The organism is Vibrio atlanticus, assembly GCF_024347315.1.
Taxonomy (GTDB): domain Bacteria; phylum Pseudomonadota; class Gammaproteobacteria; order Enterobacterales; family Vibrionaceae; genus Vibrio; species Vibrio atlanticus.
In genome coordinates, this window is record NZ_AP025460.1 from 3,359,812 (window position 1) to 3,376,097 (window position 16,286).

Annotated in this window: 13 protein-coding genes; 7 read left to right on the forward strand and 6 right to left on the reverse strand. The window is 46.1% G+C overall.

Going from position 1 to position 16,286, the window contains the following annotated elements; genetic code table 11:
• Positions 1-50: 50 nt before the first annotated feature.
• Together rho and trxA are read right to left on the reverse strand one after the other, a co-directional pair.
• On the reverse strand, positions 51-1,310 hold the full coding sequence (rho, locus tag OCV30_RS15165; protein WP_009848197.1) for a transcription termination factor Rho: 1,260 nt from the start codon (positions 1,308-1,310) through the stop codon (positions 51-53).
• A gap of 199 nt (positions 1,311-1,509) precedes the next feature.
• Positions 1,510-1,836 carry a thioredoxin TrxA gene (gene trxA, locus OCV30_RS15170; protein ID WP_009848196.1) on the reverse strand — a complete coding sequence of 109 codons (327 nt, stop codon included), beginning with the start codon at positions 1,834-1,836 and terminating at the stop codon, positions 1,510-1,512.
• 111 nt (positions 1,837-1,947) lie between these two features.
• Here trxA and rhlB point away from each other — a divergent pair, with 111 nt between their 5' ends.
• Together rhlB and gppA are read left to right on the forward strand one after the other, a co-directional pair.
• Complete coding sequence (gene rhlB, locus OCV30_RS15175; RefSeq protein WP_009848195.1) at positions 1,948-3,258, forward strand: ATP-dependent RNA helicase RhlB; 1,311 nt, start codon at positions 1,948-1,950, stop codon at positions 3,256-3,258.
• Positions 3,259-3,264: 6 nt separating this feature from the next.
• The gene (gene gppA, locus OCV30_RS15180; RefSeq protein WP_065679798.1) at positions 3,265-4,758 is read left to right on the forward strand and encodes a guanosine-5'-triphosphate,3'-diphosphate diphosphatase; all 1,494 of its coding nucleotides are present in this window, start codon (positions 3,265-3,267) and stop codon (positions 4,756-4,758) included.
• 100 nt (positions 4,759-4,858) lie between these two features.
• Here gppA and OCV30_RS15185 read toward each other — a convergent pair whose 3' ends face one another.
• From OCV30_RS15185 to recQ, 3 genes are all read right to left on the reverse strand, one after another.
• Entirely contained in the window at positions 4,859-5,530 is a 672-nt protein-coding gene (locus OCV30_RS15185) for a 7-cyano-7-deazaguanine/7-aminomethyl-7-deazaguanine transporter (protein ID WP_004736638.1), read from the reverse strand.
• Between the two features lie 271 nt (positions 5,531-5,801).
• Positions 5,802-6,113 (reverse strand): DUF3630 family protein, encoded by a 312-nt coding sequence (locus tag OCV30_RS15190; RefSeq protein ID WP_009848192.1) that lies wholly within the window; start codon positions 6,111-6,113, stop codon positions 5,802-5,804.
• Between the two features lie 66 nt (positions 6,114-6,179).
• Positions 6,180-8,018, reverse strand: a complete 1,839-nt coding sequence (gene recQ, locus OCV30_RS15195) for an ATP-dependent DNA helicase RecQ (RefSeq protein WP_065679799.1) — start codon at positions 8,016-8,018, stop codon at positions 6,180-6,182.
• Between the two features lie 179 nt (positions 8,019-8,197).
• Between recQ and rarD the strand changes: the two genes are divergently transcribed.
• From rarD to tpx, 5 genes are all read left to right on the forward strand, one after another.
• Entirely contained in the window at positions 8,198-9,106 is a 909-nt protein-coding gene (gene rarD / locus OCV30_RS15200) for an EamA family transporter RarD (protein WP_065679800.1), read from the forward strand.
• Positions 9,107-9,192: 86 nt separating this feature from the next.
• Positions 9,193-9,987, forward strand: a complete 795-nt coding sequence (locus OCV30_RS15205) for a helix-turn-helix transcriptional regulator (protein WP_065679801.1) — start codon at positions 9,193-9,195, stop codon at positions 9,985-9,987.
• Positions 9,988-10,085: 98 nt separating this feature from the next.
• Positions 10,086-10,748, forward strand: a complete 663-nt coding sequence (locus OCV30_RS15210; RefSeq protein WP_065679802.1) for a LysE family translocator — start codon at positions 10,086-10,088, stop codon at positions 10,746-10,748.
• Between the two features lie 91 nt (positions 10,749-10,839).
• The gene (gene ggt / locus OCV30_RS15215; protein WP_065679803.1) at positions 10,840-12,597 is read left to right on the forward strand and encodes a gamma-glutamyltransferase; all 1,758 of its coding nucleotides are present in this window, start codon (positions 10,840-10,842) and stop codon (positions 12,595-12,597) included.
• 784 nt (positions 12,598-13,381) lie between these two features.
• Complete coding sequence (gene tpx / locus OCV30_RS15220; RefSeq protein WP_009848186.1) at positions 13,382-13,879, forward strand: thiol peroxidase; 498 nt, start codon at positions 13,382-13,384, stop codon at positions 13,877-13,879.
• A 135-nt stretch (positions 13,880-14,014) separates the two neighbouring features.
• Here tpx and uvrD read toward each other — a convergent pair whose 3' ends face one another.
• Complete coding sequence (uvrD, locus tag OCV30_RS15225; RefSeq protein WP_009848185.1) at positions 14,015-16,189, reverse strand: DNA helicase II; 2,175 nt, start codon at positions 16,187-16,189, stop codon at positions 14,015-14,017.
• Positions 16,190-16,286 lie beyond the last annotated feature (97 nt).

Sequence of the window (16,286 nt, forward strand, 5' to 3'; positions counted from 1 at the left end):
AAAGCGCCACCCGAAGGCAGCGCTTTTTAATAACTATAAGCTAATCAATACTACTGACGACGCATTGCGTCAAAGAACTCATCGTTCGTTTTAGTCATTGCTAGCTTGTCGATAAGGAATTCCATCGCATCGATTTCGCCCATTGGGTGAACAATCTTACGCAGAATCCACATCTTCTGTAGTTCATCGTTCTTGGTAAGAAGCTCTTCACGACGAGTACCAGATCGGTTGAAATCAATCGCTGGGAATACGCGTTTTTCAGCAATCTTACGGTTAAGGTGCAGTTCCATGTTACCTGTACCTTTGAATTCTTCGTAGATAACTTCATCCATCTTAGAACCAGTATCAACCAGTGCTGTTGCGATGATAGTTAAGCTACCGCCTTCTTCTACGTTACGTGCCGCACCGAAGAAACGCTTTGGACGATGTAGAGCATTCGCATCAACACCACCAGTAAGAACTTTACCTGATGAAGGAATCACAGTGTTGTAAGCACGAGCTAGACGAGTAATTGAATCCAGTAGGATAACCACGTCTTTCTTGTGTTCAACAAGACGCTTCGCCTTCTCGATTACCATTTCTGCTACTTGTACGTGGCGAGATGCTGGTTCATCAAACGTCGATGCGATTACTTCGCCTTTAACTAGGCGCTGCATTTCTGTTACTTCTTCTGGACGCTCATCGATAAGTAGAACCATTAGTTCACACTCAGGATGGTTACGAGCAATGCTTTGAGCAATATTTTGCAGAAGCATTGTCTTACCCGCTTTTGGCGGAGCAACAATCAGACCACGCTGACCTTTACCGATTGGAGAAGCAAGGTCAAGAATACGAGCTGTGATATCTTCAGTTGCACCATTACCCGCTTCCATCACCATACGTTCGTTGGCGTGAAGAGGAGTAAGGTTTTCGAAAAGAATCTTGTTACGAGCGTTATCTGGTTTATCGTAGTTAACCGTATTTACTTTAAGCAGAGCAAAGTAACGTTCGCCATCTTTAGGTGGACGGATTTTACCGCCAATAGAGTCACCTGTACGAAGGTTAAAACGACGAATCTGGCTTGGTGATACATAAATATCATCAGGACCAGCAAGGTATGAGCTGTCTGCGCTACGTAGGAAGCCAAAACCGTCTTGAAGAATTTCTAGAACACCATCACCAAAGATGTCCTCACCACTTTTTGCGTGTGCTTTAAGGATGGAGAAGATAATGTCTTGTTTTCTTAAGCGAGCTTGATTTTCAAGACCTAGGCTTTCGCTAAGTTTAACAAGTTCAGACACAGGTCTGTTCTTCAGTTCAGTAAGATTCATAGTGGTGGAAGTTTGTTTAGTCAAAATAGGGTCTGTTTTCTTAAGTTAAGAAGGATTTGGTCACAGGCTCGACCAAGAAGAGAATTTGTTCAATTAACGTGCGATAAATTAGCACTAAAACTAAGACTAGTCCATAGCTTAGAAAAAACAAAACCGCGCATTTGTTAACTGCGCGGTTTCTTTTCAAATACTCACCTGATTATAGGTTAGCGTCTAGGAACTCTTTAAGTTGAGTTTTAGACAATGCACCAACTTTAGTTGCTGCTACGCCACCGTCTTTGAAAAGAAGTAGCGTTGGAATACCGCGAATACCGAATTTTGGTGGAGTACCAGCATTTTGGTCGATATTTAATTTACCGATTGTGAGCTGACCTTCGTACTCGTTTGCGATTTCATCAAGAATCGGCGCAATCATTTTACATGGACCACACCATTCTGCCCAAAAATCAACAAGAACAGGGCCTGCAGCGTTGATTACATCGTTATCAAAACCGTCATCAGTTAGCTGCAAAATCTTATCACTCATCTTCCACTCCAATGTATTTTTTAGAACTGGTTGGATGATAACCAGTAAATAGATGCCCTATTGGAATGTATTTACTTTCGTATTGCAAGCTTAAGCTGATATTCTATAGCAATGAAAAAGACGCATATCACAGAGCAAAAGTTCGCCGACTTGGATTTACTTCCGCAAGTCATTGAAGGATTGGAGAAAAAAGGGTTCGACTATTGTACCCCTATCCAAGCCTTGGCGCTCCCGGTACTGCTCACCGGCCAAGACATTGCAGGCCAGGCCCAAACGGGTACTGGTAAAACGCTTGCGTTTCTTACTGCTACTTTTAATCACCTGCTAAAAACACCTGAGCATGAAGGCCGTAAGCCTAACCAGCCACGTGCGATTATTATGGCACCAACGCGTGAACTCGCGATTCAGATCTACAACGATGCTGACTCTCTGGTTGCAAGCACAGGTATCAAGGCAGCATTAGCTTACGGTGGCGAAAGCTACGACAAGCAACTAGGTAAGATCGAAGAAGGCGCTGATATCTTAATTGGTACAACTGGCCGCATCATCGATTTCTACAAGCAAAAGGTATTTAACCTTAACCACATTCAAGCAGTTGTTCTTGACGAAGCTGATCGCATGTTCGATCTTGGTTTCATCAAAGACATCCGCTTCTTGTTCCGTCGTATGCCTGAGCCAAAAGATCGCCTAAACATGCTGTTCTCTGCGACGCTGTCTTACCGCGTACAAGAACTTGCATTCGAACACATGCACAACCCAGAGCATGTCGTTGTTGAACCTGAGCGTAAGACTGGTCACCGTATTCAAGAAGAGCTGTTCTACCCTTCTAACGAACATAAGATGGCTCTTCTACAAACGTTAATCGAAGAAGAGTGGCCAGATCGCGCAATCATCTTCGCTAACACTAAGCACAAGTGTGAATCAGTTTGGGGCCACTTGGCTGCCGATGGTCACCGTGTTGGCCTACTAACTGGCGATGTTCCTCAGAAGAAACGTGAAAAGATTCTTGAGCAATTCACTAAAGGCGATGTTGACCTGCTTGTCGCAACAGATGTTGCAGCACGTGGCCTACACATCCCTCAAGTAACACACGTATTCAACTTTGACCTACCTGACGATTGTGAAGATTACGTTCACCGTATCGGCCGTACAGGTCGTGCTGGTGAAAGCGGTCACTCGATCAGCTTTGCTTGTGAAGATTACGCAATCAACTTGCCACCAATCGAAGAATACATTGAGCACGCTATCCCAATGTCTGACTACGATGCTTCTGCACTACTGGAAGATCTGCCAGCACCGATGCGCTTACGTACACGTAACCCGCAACAACGCCGCTCAAACAACAATGGCCCACGCAACGGTAACCGTAAACCAAACCAGAACCGTCGCCCACGCCAACCGCGTCATAACAAGGAAGCTTAGTCGCTTATGAGTCAAACAGTGTCACCACCGCTTTATGCTGCAATCGACCTCGGGTCGAACAGTTTTCATATGCTCGTTGTGCGTCATATCGATGGCAGCGTACAAACCATGGCTAAAATTAAGCGCAAAGTTCGTTTAGCTGCAGGCTTAGATGAAAATAATGCGCTTAGTACTGAAGCCATGCAGCGCGGTTGGGACTGTTTGAGTCTCTTTGCAGAGCGACTGCAAGATATTCCGAAAGAAAATATCCGCATTGTTGGTACAGCGACCCTACGTACCGCTATCAATGTGGATATATTTCTCGAGAAAGCGAACCAGATCCTTGGTTACGACATCAATGTTATCTCTGGTGAAGAAGAAGCTGCGACTATCTATAAAGGCGTAGCACACACTTCTGGTGGCAGCGGCCGCCGACTAGTGGTTGATATTGGTGGTGCAAGTACAGAGATGATCATCGGTGAAGGTTTCTCAGCCAAAGCCTTAACCAGCCTAAAGATGGGTTGTGTTACTTGGCTTGAACGCCACTTTAAAGATCGCCAATTAACCGCAACCAACTTCAACAATGCCATTGAAGCGGCTAAGTCTACGTTGGCTCCTATCCTAGATAGCTACACTGATATCGGATGGGATGTGTGTGTTGGTGCCAGTGGTACCGTTCAAGCACTGCAAGAAATCATGTTGGCGCAAGGCATGGATGAAGTCATTACTCACGCCAAACTCAAGCGTCTACAAAAACAAGCGATGATTACCGAGCGCTTAGAAGAGCTTGAGATTGAAGGCTTAACCCTTGAGCGCGCACTAGTGTTCCCAAGTGGCCTTTCTATTCTTATCGCGATTTTTGAGCTGCTTGAAATTGATTCAATGACACTCGCTGGCGGCGCACTCCGTGAAGGTCTCGCCTACGAGATGGTTGATGAGTTTCGCCAAGAAGATATTCGCGCTCGTACCATTAAGAGCGTGCAATCACGCTACCAAATGGACGTAAGCTACAGTGAACAAGTTGCTGTAGTCGCACAGACTCTATTAGAGCAAGCGGGCGCCGAAACGTGGGTTTCTGAACCTCAAGCAGGTGTGCTATTACAAACAGCGGCGAAGCTTCATGAGATTGGTTTAACAATCGATTTCAAAAAAGGCGGCGAGCACAGTGCTTACCTACTGCAGAACTTAGACCTACCTGGCTTTACTCGAGCGCAAAAGCACTGCTTGGGTGAGTTAACACGCCGCTACCGCGAACAGTTAACTTCATTGCCAGAGCAACATGCAATCTCAGGCACCAGCAGCAAGCGTATTTTACGAATTCTACGTTTGGCTATTTTGTTGACTCACCGTCGTAATCCAGCGCTAGAGCCTGAGTTCAAGCTGACGACGGATGACAACAATCTGACCTTGACGCTTTCTAAACAATGGCTGCAAGACAACCCTCTCACAGCCGCAGAGCTAGAAATCGAATCCAATCGACAAACCGATATTGGCTGGCCATTGAATATTGAATGCCTCTGATATTAGTATCTGACGCTAGAAATTAAAAAAGCCCAAGTTAGTCTACTAACTTGGGCTTTTTCTTATCGCTGCATTAATGCTTTGCGTTACAAATCTAAATTTAAGCGTTAACACCTGTCGCTTTAAAGTCAGGGTTCACAGCGGTTAGCTTCTTAACTACGTAATTTAGAAGCACACCGTACATAGGCACGAACAAGCCTAAGCTGATGATAAGTTTGAATCCGTAATCAACCAACGCAATCTCAGTCCAGTGCTCAGCCATGAATGGATCTGGGCTTTGGTAGAAAGCAATCGCAAAGAACGCGATCGTATCAATGGCATTACCAAAAAGTGTCGAACACGTTGGCGCAACCCACCATTGCTTCATTTGGCGTAAGCGGTTGAACACATGCACATCCAAGATCTGACCGAGCAAATAAGCCATGAAGCTTGCCGCTGCGATGCGTGCAACAAACAGGTTGAACTCGCCTAGTTGGCTAAAGCCTTGGAATGAACCTTCAAAGAACACCACAGACAATAAATAAGAAACGGCCAGTGCAGGCAACATCACTAAGAAAATGATTTTACGAGCAAGCTGCGCGCCAAAAATGCGTACTGTGAGATCGGTCGCTAGGAAGATAAACGGGAAAGTGAAAGCACCCCAAGTGGTGTGCATACCGAAGACGGTAAAAGGTAGCTGAACCAAATAGTTGCTTGACGCAATAATCACTAAATGGAACAAAACTAATAGTGCTAGGGCTTTGCGCTGTTGCGCAGGGGTAAAGTTACTCATGCTGTACCTTTTTAGTTTGGTTTGGGGGTGAGGGAACCCAAATCGAGTCATTTCTTCGAATAAACTAAGAAAGCTCTTACCAATAATGTGAATTAAAAATGTTTCTATAATTTGCTCTATTGAGCGGCGGGCGATTATACATTAATCAATATTGGCTGCAACGGTGAGAACAAACGCAAACGTTTATCCTCATTTTTATTGATGAATGACGTTAGAAGCCAAGTTTTAAAAGCCAGGTTTAGAAGCTACGTTTCAGAAGCCATGCTAAAAGTTAGAAACCACGCTTGAAAAGCGTCGCGAGATAATCGAACTCTTCTCGGCTTTCTTCAGCGTTTAACGACTCAAACCAAATTGATTCGCTGTAATGCTCAGACTTTAAAAACATTCGACAATCTTCAAAATCAATCAACCAAGAATGCATATCGGCGTCCCATTGCTTTTCAACAACAGAAGCTGACAGCAATGCCACCAGCTTTTCACCTAGCACTTCATAAGAATCAAAATCAAAACTTGGAGACGTAATCAATAAACGCCCTTCCTCAGCCAAATACTCTCTTAAGCCAAATTCTGTTGGTGTTGTCATGTCCCTATCAACCTTATTCTTTTTCTATAAGCCAATCGTTTTTACAAGCTAGTCGTTTCTGGCAAGCTAGCCGTGTGTGGTGATGTGTTCTTGAATCAAATCTAAGAATGGGTCTGCGTACTTATCAAGTTTACGCTGACCAACGCCATTGACTGCCAGCATCTCGCCATAAGATGTGGGTAATATTTCAGCCATATCAATCAGAGTCGCATCACTGAATACCACATAAGGTGGCAAACCATCTTCATCAGCGATCGACTTACGCAGCTTGCGCAGTTTGGCAAACAGCTTCTTATCGTAGTTCTTGCTGCTCAGTTTATCGGACTTAGCATTACGCACCGCGGTATCTAAACGAGGTACAGCCAACTCCAAAGACATCTCACCGCGCAATAACGGGCGGGCTTCTTCGGTTAACTGCAAAGTCGAGTTACGAGTGATGTTCTGGAACAACAAGCCTTTGTGAATCAACTGACGGAAGATACTGATCCAGTAATCATGGCTGTGGTCGCGGCCAATACCGTAAGTAGATAATTTATCGTGACCATTATCGCGCACACGGATGTTCTGCATACCGCGCATCACTTCGACTACATAGCCCATACCAAATGATTGGTTAACGCGGTACACACAAGACAACGCTTTCTGCGCCTCTTGGGTTGCATCAAAGTGTTTTGGTGGATCTAGGCAGATATCGCAGTTGCCGCATTGTTTCTCGCGATACTCGCCAAAGTAGTTAAGCAGAACCTGACGACGACAGGTTTGCGCTTCGGCAAAGGCACTCATCGCGTTCAGCTTGTGCATCTCAACTTGTTTTTGCGGGCCTTCTTCTTTCTCATCCAGCATACGACGCAGCCAACCCATATCAGCAGGGTCAAACAACATCATCGCTTCAGCAGGCAAGCCATCGCGACCCGCGCGGCCTGTCTCTTGATAGTAAGATTCGATGTTGCGTGGGATATCAAAGTGCACCACAAAACGTACATTGGGTTTATTGATGCCCATACCAAACGCCACAGTCGCCACAACGATCTGAATATCATCACGTTGGAAGGCTTCTTGAACGTAAGCACGTTCGTCGGTGTCCATGCCTGCATGGTAACCCGCAGCGCGAATACCGTTATTGCACAGCTTCTCGGTCACCATTTCCACTTTCTTTCGGCTACCACAATAGATGATGCCGCAATTGCCTTTCTGTGTTTCTAGGTAGCGAACCACCTGAGACACGGGCTTGTGCTTCTCAACTAGGTTGTAGCGAATATTAGGGCGATCGAAGCTGCCTAAGTACGTGTGCGGCTCCACCAGCTGCAAACGCGAGATAATATCTTTGCGCGTCGCATCGTCAGCGGTTGCCGTCAGCGCCATATAAGGCACATGCGGGAAATACTTTTTAAGTTGGCCTAGCAAAGCATACTCAGGACGGAAATCGTGTCCCCACTGAGAGATACAGTGCGCCTCATCCACCGCAATCATCGAAAGCGGCAAGCCTTGTAAGCGCTCGATAAAGTCACGCATCAACACGCGCTCTGGCGACACATAAACCATTTTCAGCTGACCTGAGTTCATACGATTGAACACATTCAGCAATTGGTCGCGTGGCATTGAAGAGTTAATACACTCAGCAGCAACACCATTGGCCTTCAGTTGATCGACTTGGTCTTTCATCAACGAGATCAGCGGCGAGATAACCAGAGTCAGCCCTTCACGAACCAACGCCGGAATTTGGTAACACAGAGATTTACCACCACCGGTTGGCATAATTACCAAGCTGTCTTTGCCTTCAACGGCTAGGTCTATGACCTCTTGCTGACCATCACGAAAGCTTTGATAGCCGAACACATCTTGCAAGATGGTTTGCGCATCATTCGCGGGAGTTGGTATTTGCTCAGCAATCAGAGTGGCGGTCATTATGGTTCCTAATCGAGGTATGAAATCAGCAAGCATCTTCGGCAAGCAAGTCGCACATTGTAGAGGGGAACGCTGGCGAATTAAACCGCAAATTGTTAGGTGAAAAGGGTTATCGCTCCTATACTGACCAACTCTCTTATAAATCTTATTAATAAGCACTTAGTGCTAGAGAAAGATGCATGACACAGGAAGAACAACAACGTACGCGCCAGGGAGTTTTGCTTGCCGTCGGCGCCTACACAATGTGGGGGATCGCCCCTATATATTTCAAATCTTTAAGTGACGTTTCCCCGTTAGAGATCCTTAGCCACCGTGTAGTATGGTCTTTTTTCCTACTCGCTTTCTTACTACACATCGGCCGCAGCTGGCGTAAAGTCCGTGACACCCTGACCTCAAAACCAAAAATGCTCTATTTGGTAGCGACGTCTATTTTAGTAGGTGCAAACTGGCTGATCTTTATCTGGGCGGTGAATTCCAATCACATGCTCGATGCCAGTTTGGGGTATTACATCAACCCGCTAATTAACGTATTACTTGGGATGCTCTTCCTCGGCGAACGCTTACGTAAGCTGCAATGGTTTGCTGTGGCTCTGGCCGCGATTGGCGTATTAATCCAATTGATTGCCTTCGGCTCAGTGCCGATCGTCGCTATTGCCCTAGCCTTTAGCTTTGGTTTTTATGGCTTGCTGCGTAAGAAAGTCAGCTTAGAAGCGCAAACGGGTCTGTTCATTGAAACTCTGGTGATGCTGCCTCTCGCCGCAACCTACTTACTGTTTATTGCCGATAGCGCAACGTCAGATTTCTCGATGAACCCAATGCAGCTCAATCTATTATTGGTTGCAGCAGGTGTGATCACCACGGTTCCACTGCTTTGTTTTACTGGCGCTGCAACCCGCTTGAAGCTATCGACACTCGGGTTCTTCCAGTACATCGGCCCCAGCTTAATGTTCTTGCTCGCGGTTCTGATTTACGGTGAAGCCTTTACTTCAGATAAAGCGATTACCTTCGCCTTTATTTGGGGCGCTCTGGTGATTTTCAGCTTTGATGGCCTACGTAACAACAAGAAGAACAAACGCGCTAAGCAGTAACACTGATCGTTTTTTACAAGACAATCCCTTAATACGAAGATAAGCTTGGTTGAATTGATGACTATTTGACCAAGCTTTTTTGTACCATGGATAAAGTCCACTACTACTCTACCCCAACAGAAGATATCAGCCTGATCCAAGCTCAGTATCAAGAGTTTGCCTTTCAGCGCCACTATCATTTGGACTTTCACATTGGCTTAATTACCCAAGGACAGCAGAAATTCGTCTATAAAGGGACGAGCCATAATGTTGGTGCTGGCCAAGTTGTTATCATGCCACCCGATGAACTGCATGATGGGCACTCCAAGCTCGATTCGGGTTATCAGGTCAGTGTGTTTGCGGTTTCTCCCCAATGGTTTCAAGATCTTGCCGATCCCAAGGAAAATGGTCACACATTAGGCTTTTCTGAGTTGATCCTCTCCGATCAAGCTGCATTTTCACAATTACGCAACTTACATGGCCTGTTAATCAATCAAAACATCAGCCAACTCGCTCAAGATTGCTTACCTTTCGAAGGATTCTCGACGATTGTCGATCGTTATGCGAAATTTGGATCGAAAAGCGACATCAAACTGGGTAATCAATCGATTGATACGCTAAAAGGCTATTTGATGGCGAATTTGGATCAACCAGTGCGATTAGAACAACTATCTGAGTTGTGTGGTTTAACGACGACTCAATTCCAACGCCATTTTAAAAGCAGAATGGGCATTACGCCTTATGCATGGCTGAGCCGTTTACGCATGGAACAAAGCATGCGCCTGATTAAGTCTGGGATATGTGGTACTAAGGTTGCGCACCAAGTAGGCTTCTATGATCAGGCACACTTCTCTAAGGCTTTCAAAACCACGTTCGGCGTACCACCCTCACAAATCAACTAAGTGTTGATAATTTACAATTGCTCGATTTCAAATCACGGTAAGCTACGCTCAATACGATTACTTATTTAAAAATAGCGGCAACGTTATTGAGAACTGACATGAACGAAGTCACCATACTGATCACCCTAGCCTCTATCCATTTCATCGCCTTGATGAGCCCCGGCCCCGACTTTGCGTTAGTCGTGCAAAATGCGACACGCCACGGACGCCAGACAGGCTTGTACATTGCGCTTGGCTTATCTTGCGGGATCTTGCTGCACTCATTGCTGAGCCTGACGGGAATCAGTTACCTAGTCCACCAGCAACCCACACTATTTGCCATTATCCAATTGGCCGGCGGTAGCTACTTACTGTACTTAGGTTACGGTGCACTTAAAGCAACCTGGCAAATCATTCAGAACCACGATGATGACGCCGACACCGTCAATTCCAAAGATCTGATTCTGACCAACAAACGAGATGCATTTTCTAAAGGGTTTATGACCAACATTCTCAACCCAAAGGCTTTGGTATTCTTTATTAGTTTAATGTCGAGCTTAATCCCTGCGGATATGTCGCTGTCAGGCAAAGGCTTTGCTCTGATCATCCTATTTGGCCTCTCTCTGTTTTGGTTCTCACTGCTGGCGTGGATGCTTTCAACCAAAACACTGCAGAAGAAACTCAGCGAAGCGACCGTTTACATCGATGGCTTGTGTGGCGTGTTATTCAGCCTTATTGGCGCGAGTATTCTTTGGCAGTCACTGTCCGGTTTAATCGCTTAAATTCGAATCAAGATTACAATTCGTTAACAACGCTCTGGCTATCTCATCTTTCCACTGCCAATCTAGCTCTGCATATTAAAAGGAGAAGATCATGCAGTGGAAAACAAAACTAACAACCCTCGCCACTTCTACCCTACTTTTTGCCTCTTACGTCAGTTGGGCAAATCAAGCTGCCGATTCCGTCGCACCCGAACAAAGTAGTGGTTTAGAAACCAAACAACTCGTTAAAGCCAACGACTGGATGGTCACTGCGGCCAACCCACTGGCGACCCAAGCGGGTGCCGATGTACTTGCTCGTGGTGGTAATGCCATTGATGCCATGGTTGCTGTGCAGCTGATGCTTGGCTTAGTGGAACCTCAATCCTCAGGTATTGGTGGTGGCGCGTTCCTTGTTTATTTTGATGGCAAGGACAAGCAACTCAAAACCTACGATGGTCGTGAAACTGCACCACTTGATGCCACACCACGTCTATTCCAAGACGAAAACGGACAACCGCTTAAATTCTATGATGCAGTGGTTGGCGGTCGTTCTGTTGCCACACCGGGCACGGTGCAATTGCTGTGGGACACTCACCAGAAATACGGTAAATTAGAGTGGGAATCACTGATTAAGCCCATAGCTCAACTGGCTGAAAAAGGCTTTACCATCAGCCCACGTTTAGCAACCTTGATTGAAAATGACCAAGAGCGACTAAGCCGCTTTGCCACAACTAAGGCCTACTTCTTCAATGCCGATGGCAGCCCGAAAACAGCGGGTACTCAACTTAAGAACCCAGAATACGCGGCAACGTTAAACGCTATCTCGAAGAACGGTGCTAAGGCCTTCTATCAAGGTGAGATCTCTGCCGACATCATTAATACTGTGCAAACTGCCAAAGGTAACCCTGGCGTATTGGCGCAGAAAGATTTCGACGCGTATTCAATTAAGCAACGTGAGCCAGTTTGTTCTGCTTATGAAAGCTATCAAGTATGTGGAATGGGACCACCAAGTTCAGGTGCATTAACGGTTGGGCAGATCTTAGCGATGACCGAGCAGTTTGACCTCAAATCATGGGGACCAAACGACGCAAAATCTTGGCAAGTGTTAGCAGACGCTTCTCGCCTAGCCTTTGCTGACCGTGGTATGTACATGGCCGATCAAGATTACATACCGATGCCAACCCAAGGGTTAGTCAATACTGACTATTTGCAGGAACGTGCCCAGTTAATTACCGCAGGCAAGGCATTAGAAAGCGCACCATCAGGCACGCCACCGTGGGATCACGCCATGCAAAGAAGCCAAGATGTTTCTATTGAATTGCCGTCCACCAGCCACTTCAATATTGTTGATAGCGATGGCAATGTCGTTTCAATGACCACCACCATTGAGAATGCCTTTGGCTCACGCTTGATGGTGAGAGGCTTCCTACTCAACAACGAGCTGACCGACTTCTCATTCAAGACCCATAACGATGGTAAACCTATCGCCAACCGACTTGAGCCGGGTAAGCGTCCACGTTCTTCAATGGCACCCACCATCATCATGCAAGACGATAAACCTTACATGGCGATTGGCTCTCCCGGTGGCAGCCGTATCATCGGTTATGTAGCACAAGCGATCATTGCGCATACCCAATGGGACATGGATATTCAGCAAGCGATCAACCAACCACACTTCCTAAACCGTTTCGGTACCTTAGATTTGGAAAAAGGAACATCAGCGGAAAACTTCAAACCTGAGCTAGAAAAGATGGGATTTGAAGTCAACGTTCGCGATCTTAACTCTGGTTTACACGCGATTCGCATCACAAAAGATGGTTTAGAAGGCGCTGCAGACCCTCGTCGTGAAGGTGCAGCCATTGGTCAGTAGGGAATAATCCTCCCTTTTTACTCGCTGCCTTGTGCGAGATCTCTCACAAGGCAGTGAGTAAATATCGATATTTGATGACGAAATTAGTCACCCTAACGTCGTAACCGATTGAATTAAAAAGACACGTACATTTATCACTCAAATAATTATATAGAAATTCGCTTATTCACCATTGCTGATAAATAAGGAATCGGTAATATGAATGGTGTCGGAAGGATGCTGACACGGAACAGGAAACGCCAAGGATTTGGTTATCTTCAGGATGAAGATTCGATTACTCAGGATGAATAATCGGCATGGATAGCGAAATGGATATTGAATGGACGCAATAGTAACTAGGATGGTTGCTACTAAGGAAAGACAATGGACACCTCTGGACGAGGAAAGGCCTGAACATCAGGATGATGTAAAGGACACCGCTCAAGGAACAAGTGACGCGCGCTAACGAGGATTGTTGGCAGATCAGGATAAGATCAAGGACACCGCTAGGAAGGCGACGAAAGGAATACGCTGAAGGATAACAGCACACTATCATGGATTTGATGCATGGAGCACACTTAGTAGCCGGATTGCTGCGAGTAAGACTATAGACCCCGATGAGCGCAAGCTCTCGGGGTTTTTCTTTATCTGTCGTTTCATTTATTCCTCTCTCAAACAAATACATCAAAGACCTTTGATTACAATTCTGACATTTAAAGCATTCACTTCTTAACCACTTCCGAGTAACGTAAGTCGAACTAGGCTCAACTAGTTTCATAACCATAATTAAACTAAGGACAAATTCATGTCACACGTTACCTTCAAAGGCGCTGCTGTACCGCTAACGGGCACATTCCCACAAACAGGTGAAAAGTCACCAAGCTTTGCACTGACTGCAGGCGATCTTTCTGAACTGACTCTTGCTTCTCTTGAAGGCAAGAAAGTGGTTCTAAACATCTTCCCAAGCATCGACACAGCAACTTGTGCAACGAGCGTACGCACGTTCAACGCAAAAGCGGCAGAGCTTGAGAACACGGTTGTTGTTTGTATTTCTGCTGACCTACCGTTTGCTGCGGGTCGCTTCTGCGAACTAGAAGGCATTGAAGGCGTTCAACACGCCTCAACTTTCCGTTCTCCTGCATTCGCATCAGACTACGGCGTAGCGATCGCTGAAGGCCCACTATCAGGCCTAACAACACGCGCAGTTGTCGTTGTTGATGAAAAAGGTGTGGTAACACACAGCGAGTTGGTTGCAGAGATCACTGAAGAACCAAACTACGAAGCGGCACTTGCAGCACTGTAAGTCTCACTTTGAGGCAGCAATGCCTTAAGCTCGTATTAACCTAATAGAGGTCAGTACAAAGCAATAAAAAGAGCAGCCATTGGCTGCTCTTTTAGTTTTTAATAATGAACGATTTTTAGATGCCGAAGTAGCAGATTAAAGCTGCTCTAATCGAGCGTAAGCCGTTACTAACCACTTAATCCCTTCACCGTTAAACGCAACTTGAACTCGGCTCTGTGGGCCGCTTCCCTCGAAATTGATGATGGTACCTTCACCAAACTTAGGGTGCTTAACGCGAGAGCCCAAACTAAAGCCTGTTTCATTGAAGTTCTCTTTCACGGCGGTTTGGCTAAAGCGACCACTGCTTGCAGGGCGACTCACTTGCGCTTTCATACGCACTTCATCCAGACATGTCTCTGGTAGCTCACGAATAAAACGAGATGGCTTGTGATACTTGTCTTGACCGTACAAACGACGCATTTCAGCGTAAGTGATGTAGAGCTTCTCCATCGCACGGGTCATGCCGACGTAACACAGACGACGCTCTTCTTCTAAACGCCCCGCTTCTTCGGCCGACATCTGGCTTGGGAACATGCCTTCTTCGACACCGACCATGAACACCATTGGAAACTCTAGGCCTTTGGCACTGTGCAGAGTCATTAACTGAACAGCATCATCAAACTCATCAGCCTGACCTTCACCCGCTTCCAAAGCTGCATGAGTTAAGAATGCTGTTAGCATGCTCATTTCATCCGCTTCTTCTGGTTTTTCAAACTGACGCGTTGCCGTTACTAATTCTTCCAAGTTCTCAATACGAGCCTTCGACTTCTCACCTTTCTCTTGCTCGTACATTGCAAACAAGCCAGACGATTTGATTACGTGGTCGGTTTGCTCATGAAGTCTCAGTTCTATGGTGTCATCTTCAAGTGCATTGATAAGTTCAATAAAGCGGCTCAAAGCACCCGCAGCACGACCTGGTAACACTTGCTCTTCTATCAGAGCAACACTGGCTTCCCACATGGTTGCACCACGATCACGCGCTGCAAGACGAATCGTTTCTAACGTTTTATCACCCAAGCCACGAGTCGGCGTATTAACGACACGTTCGAATGCCGCATCATTGCTGCGGTTACTCATTAAGCGCAGGTAGCTCAAAGCATCTCTGATTTCCTGACGCTCGAAGAATCGCATGCCACCGTAGATTCGGTAAGGCAGGCCACCTTGGATAAGCGCTTCTTCAAGCACACGAGATTGGGCGTTATTACGATAAAGCATCGCGGTATCTTCTAACGCACCGCCTTTCTCTTGCCACTCTTTGATTTTGCTAACCGTGAAACGCGCTTCATCTAACTCGTTATAAGCTGAGTAAACTGAGATTGGCTCGCCATCGTTGCCATCAGTCCACAGCTCTTTACCCATACGCTCAGTGTTGTTCGAGATAAGCTCATTCGACGCCTGAAGAATGGTTTTGGTTGAACGGTAGTTTTGTTCGAGTCGAACCGTTGAAGCTCCTGGGAATTCATCCAAGAACTTCTGAATATTTTCAATTTTAGCGCCACGCCAGCCATAGATAGATTGGTCATCATCACCCACGATCATCACGCGACAATCCGGGCCCGCCATCATACGTAACCAAGCGTATTGGATGTTGTTGGTATCTTGGAATTCGTCGACAAGAATATGCTTAAAGCGAGCTTGGTAGTGCTCTCGGATGTGTTTCTTATCGCGCAATAGTTCATGCGATCGCAACAAGATCTCAGCAAAGTCGACCAAGCCAGCACGATCACATGCCTCTTGGTAAGCAGAGTAAATCTTCAACCACGTTTGAGTTATTGGATCATGGTAGGCGTCAATATGACTTGGGCGCAGCCCTTCGTCTTTCTTGCCATTGATCCACCAAGAAGCTTGCTTGGCTGGCCACTGCTTTTCATCAAGGTTTTGCGCCTTGATTAAGCGACGCAGCAAACGAATCTGATCATCTGAATCAATGATCTGGAAGTCTTCTGGCAGTTTTGCATCTAGGTAGTGAGCACGAAGAATGCGGTGACAAATGCCGTGGAAGGTGCCGTTCCACATACCCGACGAGCTGCCCATCATCAACTCTTCAATACGACCACGCATCTCTGCTGCCGCTTTGTTGGTGAAGGTAACCGACATGATAGAGAACGGTGATGCTTGCTCTACGCTTTGTAACCAAGCGATACGATGCACCAACACTCGCGTTTTACCACTGCCAGCACCTGCCAGAATAAGTAGGTTTTCTAAAGGTGCAGCGACCGCCTCACGTTGTTTGTCGTTTAGGCCATCGAGTAAAAGCGAAGGATCTATCATTGGATATGCTCACTACTGGGTATTTATACATAAAAGTTGATTATAACCTAAACACTAGGCTGCGTTTAGGATAATAAGAAGAAAAAACATTCAAAAA